Origin of the sequence: Exiguobacterium sp. s101, from assembly GCF_018617835.1 — a bacterium.
Classification (GTDB): Bacteria; Bacillota; Bacilli; order Exiguobacteriales; family Exiguobacteriaceae; genus Exiguobacterium; species Exiguobacterium marinum.
The window spans coordinates 1-426 of the sequence record NZ_JACSKX010000038.1; the positions used below are offsets into that span (position 1 = coordinate 1).

The following is a 426-nucleotide window of genomic DNA, read 5'->3' on the forward strand; positions in this document are numbered from 1 at the left end:
GACGTCACCGGTCACATCGTCGACCGACCGTCGCTTCTTCGATGCGTAGTAGAAGGTGCTTCTTGGTAGGTGTAGGACTTTGCACATTGCTGATACCGAGTACTTGTGCATATTGTTTTTTATGACAGTTACTTTCGTCCCATGATCAGCGCGGCTTGCTTTAAAATGTCGTTCTCCATCTCGAGTTGCCTCACTTGCTTGCGCAGGTCGCGCAGTTCATGCGCTTCGTCGCTCAGGTTGTCCTCCGCCTTGAACGATCCGCTTGCACGGCTCTGGTTGATCCAACGGGTCAGGGCTGACGGTGTCAGGTCATACTCTCGAATGATATCGACTCGTGGTTTTCCGTTCAGATAGAGTTGGACGACTTGTTCCTTGAACTCGTCTGTGAAAGTGCGGGCTGCTCTTTTGGTCATGTCTGGTACTCTC

The 426-nt window shown here is 51.6% G+C and carries 1 pseudogene; it reads right to left on the reverse strand.

Going from position 1 to position 426, the window contains the following annotated elements:
* A pseudogene (locus KNO76_RS13900) lies at positions 1-413 on the reverse strand (transposase); the annotation flags it as partial.
* Between the last annotated feature and the right edge of the window lie 13 nt (positions 414-426).